The 4,203-nt window shown below is 60.6% G+C and carries 5 protein-coding genes; 1 reads left to right on the top strand and 4 read right to left on the bottom strand.

The annotated features are described in order from the left end of the window. From ACRESD_RS05130 to msuE, 4 genes are all read right to left on the bottom strand, one after another. On the bottom strand, positions 1 to 354 hold a 354-nt coding region (locus ACRESD_RS05130), incomplete at its 3' end, for a sigma 54-interacting transcriptional regulator (protein ID WP_431749931.1). Between the two features lie 11 nt (positions 355 to 365). Next, positions 366 to 1,553, bottom strand: coding sequence for an acyl-CoA dehydrogenase family protein (locus tag ACRESD_RS05135; RefSeq protein WP_431749932.1), 1,188 nt, complete (start codon positions 1,551 to 1,553; stop codon positions 366 to 368). Between the two features lie 145 nt (positions 1,554 to 1,698). Beyond that, positions 1,699 to 2,841, bottom strand: a complete 1,143-nt coding sequence (ssuD, locus tag ACRESD_RS05140) for an FMNH2-dependent alkanesulfonate monooxygenase (protein ID WP_431749933.1) — start codon at positions 2,839 to 2,841, stop codon at positions 1,699 to 1,701. Between the two features lie 9 nt (positions 2,842 to 2,850). Then, a complete protein-coding gene (gene msuE, locus ACRESD_RS05145) occupies positions 2,851 to 3,414 on the bottom strand; it encodes an FMN reductase (protein WP_431749934.1) in 564 nt (187 codons plus the stop codon). 393 nt (positions 3,415 to 3,807) lie between these two features. On the opposite strand from msuE, the gene ACRESD_RS05150 reads away from it, so the two are divergent. Next, complete coding sequence (locus tag ACRESD_RS05150) at positions 3,808 to 4,077, top strand: hypothetical protein (protein WP_431749935.1); 270 nt, start codon at positions 3,808 to 3,810, stop codon at positions 4,075 to 4,077. Positions 4,078 to 4,203: the final 126 nt, after the last annotated feature.

Genomic DNA, 4,203 nt, shown 5'->3' on the forward strand with positions numbered 1-4,203 from the left:
GAACAACGTGCCGCCATCGGCCTCTTCGAACCAGCCGGCCTTGGCGCTAAGGGCACCGGTAAACGCGCCTTTTTCATGGCCGAACAGTTCGGCCTCCACCAGGGATTCGGAAAACGCCCCGCAGTTCACCGCCACGAAGGGTCGGTTGCGCCGTGCGCTGAGGTTATGGATATGCCGCGCCACCAGTTCTTTACCGGTGCCGGTCTCGCCGATGATCAGCACGCTGGCTTCGCTGGGCGCCACTTGTTGGATGTGGTCGAGCAGTGCCTGGGATTTGGGGTCTTCGAAGACCTGGGCCGTGGCGCGGATCGAGGTCGCGAGGGCGGGCGAGGGCGGTAGGGTCAAAAGCTGCATGGGCACCTCTCTCAGGAGTAGAACGTCGGAATCGGCAGGGATTGGTTCAATGCCCAATCCCCCAGTTCGTGGAGTTTGTAGTCCACCGGGTCGTGCAGGGTTTGGGTGCGCAGGTTGCGCCAATGGCGGTCAAGGCGCAGTGACGCGTGGGTAGAGCGGGCGCCGGTGACTTCAAACAGGCGGCTGCATAAGTCCAGGCCCTGATGTGTGGCGGCGACCTTGGCGGTGGCGATCGCAATAGCCAGTTGGCCGCGTTCGTGTTCGCTGAGGTTGGAGCCCTTGGCCCAGGCGTGATCGAGCAATTCGGCAGCGCGCTCCACCAGCAGGCGCACGCCTTCCAGCGCCACCCAGAACTCGCCATAGTGATGCAGCACGTAAGGGTCCTGGCGCACATCGCCGGTCGTGGATTTGTGCCATGGGCGGGTTTCTGTGAGGGTGTAATTGCGCGCTTCTTCAAAGGCGCCTTCGGCAATGCCGAGGAACATGTGGGTGAAGGTGAGTTGGGCGATCAGCGGGCGCAGGCAGGCGAAAGGCGTGCTCAGCGGGCCGGGGTCGAGCAGCAGTTCCGACTCCTCGACGCGCACCCGCTCGAAGCTGGCGCTGCCGCTGTCGGTCTGGCGCTGGCCGATATTGTTCCAGTCATTATGCAGCTTGATACCGCTGCGCCCGCTGGGAATGGCAGCGATCAACAGCTTGCCTCCGGCGCTTTCATCCACGGCTGAGGCGATGAGCATTTCCGAGTCGCTGGCGCCGGAGCAGAAGCTTTTTTTGCCGGAAAACTCGCGCCAACCGCCGAAGTCCTTGACCACCGTACGCGTGTCCAAGGGGTTGAGAGCGTTGCCCCAGAACCAGTTTTTGCGTGCGGTCTGTTCGAACCAGGGTTGCCATTGCCCTGGGCGCGCAAACAGGCGCACGGTGGCAAGCATCAAGTGATGGAAGCCGAAGACATGGGCGATGGAGCTGTCGACTTTGGCGAACTCGCGCACGATGCCCAGGGTTTCACTCCAGCGTGCGCCGAGGCCACCGTATTGCGTAGGAATGCTTAAGGCGAGCAAGCCGCTCTGGCGCAGGGCGTCACGCTCGGTCTTGGGCGTACCGCCGCGTTCATCACGCTCGACGGCAGTGAGGGCGAATTCGGCGGCTAGCCGTTTGGCGGTCTGCAAGGGGGAGGGCAGGACGCTGTGGGGTTTGGCTGTCACGGGGTTTCCTCAATGTCTATTTGGCAATGGGGGCCAAATGTGAGAGCTGGCTTGCCTGCGATAGCATCACTACGGTGTAACTGAAGCACCGAGATGCCTGCATCGCGGGCAAGCCCGCTCCCACATAACGCTGATCTCACTGTGCTCAGGCCTTTGTCGTTGGCAATACATCGTTGGCAATCATTTCGCCAAACGGCCCCGTGAGGTTGGTGACGCCGCGTCCAGCGAGGCTGGCATAAGGCTCCGGCAGCAACGGGAACACCAACTCGGCAAAGCGATAAGCCTCTTCAAGATGCGGATAGCCGGAGAAGATGAAGCTGTCGATGCCCAGGTCGGCGTATTCCTTGATGCGTTCGGCCACTTGCTGCGGGTTGCCTACCAAGGCCGTACCGGCACCGCCACGTACCAGACCGACGCCGGCCCACAGGTTGGGGGCGATTTCCAGGTTGTCGCGACGCCCGTCATGCAAGGCAGCCATGCGGCGCTGCCCTTCGGAGTCAAAGCGCGAGAAGGACTTTTGCGCGGCGGCGATGGTGTCGTCGCTGATGTGTTCGATCAGCTTGTCGGCGGCTTTCCAGGCGTCCTCTTCGGTTTCACGCACGATTACGTGCAGGCGAATACCGAACTTTACGGTGCGACCATGGCGGGCGGCGCGCTCACGTACATCCGCGAGTTTTTCCGCGACGGCGCTTGGCGGCTCGCCCCAGGTCAGGTAGACGTCCACTTGTTCGGCGGCGAGGTCATGGGCGGCGTCGGAGGAACCGCCGAAGTACAGCGGTGGGTAAGGCTTCTGTACCGGTGGGTAAAGGGCCTTGGCGTTCTGTACGCGCAGGTGCTTGCCTTCGAAATCGACTGATTCGCCCTGCAGTACGCGGCGCCAGATACGTAGGAACTCGTCAGAGACTTCATAGCGTTCGCTGTGATTGAGGAAGCTGCCGTCGCCACGGTTTTCGTCGGGGTCCCCACCGGTGACCACGTTGATCAGCAGACGACCATTGGACAAGCGATCCAAGGTGGCCGCCATGCGTGCGGACACGGTGGGCGAGATGATGCCCGGACGGATCGCCACCAGGTAGCGCAGGCGTTCGGTCAGCGGCACCAGCGCCGAGGCGATGACCCAAGAGTCTTCGCACGAACGCCCGGTAGGAATCAGCACGCCGTGGTAACCCAGGCTGTCAGCTGCCTGGGCGACTTGCTTCAAATAATTGAGCGTGACGGGTCGAGCGCCTTGAGTGGTGCCCAGGTAGTGGCCGTCGCCGTGTGTCGGTAAAAACCAGAAAACGTCCATGACCAATCCTTAGGCAATTTTCAGCAGAGAAGGGGCGTGTGCGGCGAACAAAGGCGCTGCGCGTTCTGCGGCAAGGCGTATGCGGCCTTTCAGAGGCTCGCTGGTTATCTGGTAGTCGGTGAAGTCGGACTCGGTGGCGTACACACCGATCGGCAGGGTCAGCGCCTGGAAGAAGCTGAACAGCGGGCGCAGTTGGTGATCGAGGACCAGCGCATGGCGTTCGCTGCCCCCCGTGGCCGCGAGCAGTACCGGCGTGTTGATCAGGGCGTTGAGGCCGACCAGATCGAACAGGTGCTTGAGCAGGCCTGGGTAGGAACCGCGATAGACCGGCGCGGCGACGATCAGCAGGTCGGCCTGTTCGATGGCCAACAGTTGGGACTCCACCTCGGCCGGCAATTCATCGCGGGACAGCGCACCGCCCAGCGGCCGGGCAATGTCACCCAATTCGATCAGGGTGGTTTGGATTGGCAACAGGGTCGCCAGTTCGGCCAGCACGGCTTGGGTCAGCACCAGGGTGCGGGACGGGCGCCAGGTTCCGCCGGACAGGGCGACGACATTCAGGGGACGGGTCATGAACAGTTCCTTCTTCAACAGGGGTTCGTAGCAGTGCAACGGCTTGAGCAAGAGCTGTACCAACGGCTGGAAGCCTTGATGGGGAAGGGCTGCGGCCACGCTGCTGGAAAATGAAGCTGTTGTGTGCCTGATGTTTTGTTGAATGGCTGTTGCCTGGGCAACAGTTGCGTGGCGAACAGTGGGGTGTGCTGTGGAACTCTTTATAGAAGGTTACGGTTATTCCGTAAATGAACGTATTTCCATATTTATAGATCGTAAATGAATATGTTCCGTGTGTTATCGAAGGTGCCTGAATGGTTGATAGCGACTATCACGGGCGGTGATTTTTAACCACGAATGGGGGGGAGTAGCCTGTGTTCATTGACTTTAAACCTCCTTCGCAGGTCCTTCGCCATGAGCCGTTTTTTCGCTGTTTGCTTATTAGTTGTCAGCTCCGTCCTCGCCGGTTGTGCGACCCATCCATCGCCTGAATTGCGCCCTTATACGGCTGAAGAGACCAAGGAATTGGCCCTGGAAGCGCTTAGCCGTCGCGGTCTGTCCTTTGACGAATATCAACAGCAGCGTGCCGCGCTGACTGTCCAGCCACAGAAGACCTTGGGCTTTGATCATCAGGGCGAAATGAACGCCGAGCGCAGCGTGACGCTGCAGGGTCGTCCCAGTTGAGCCTGTTACCAGTGGCAAAAAGCCCGAGGTTTCCCACAAGGAACCTCGGGCTTTTTGTTTGCCAAGACGTCACTTCAGCCTGTTAAGCTGGATTTCAGGAGCGTTCCTACGCACATTTGCCTACAG

It is taken from the genome of Pseudomonas sp. (genome assembly GCF_050739995.1).
Taxonomy (GTDB): Bacteria; Pseudomonadota; Gammaproteobacteria; order Pseudomonadales; family Pseudomonadaceae; genus Aquipseudomonas.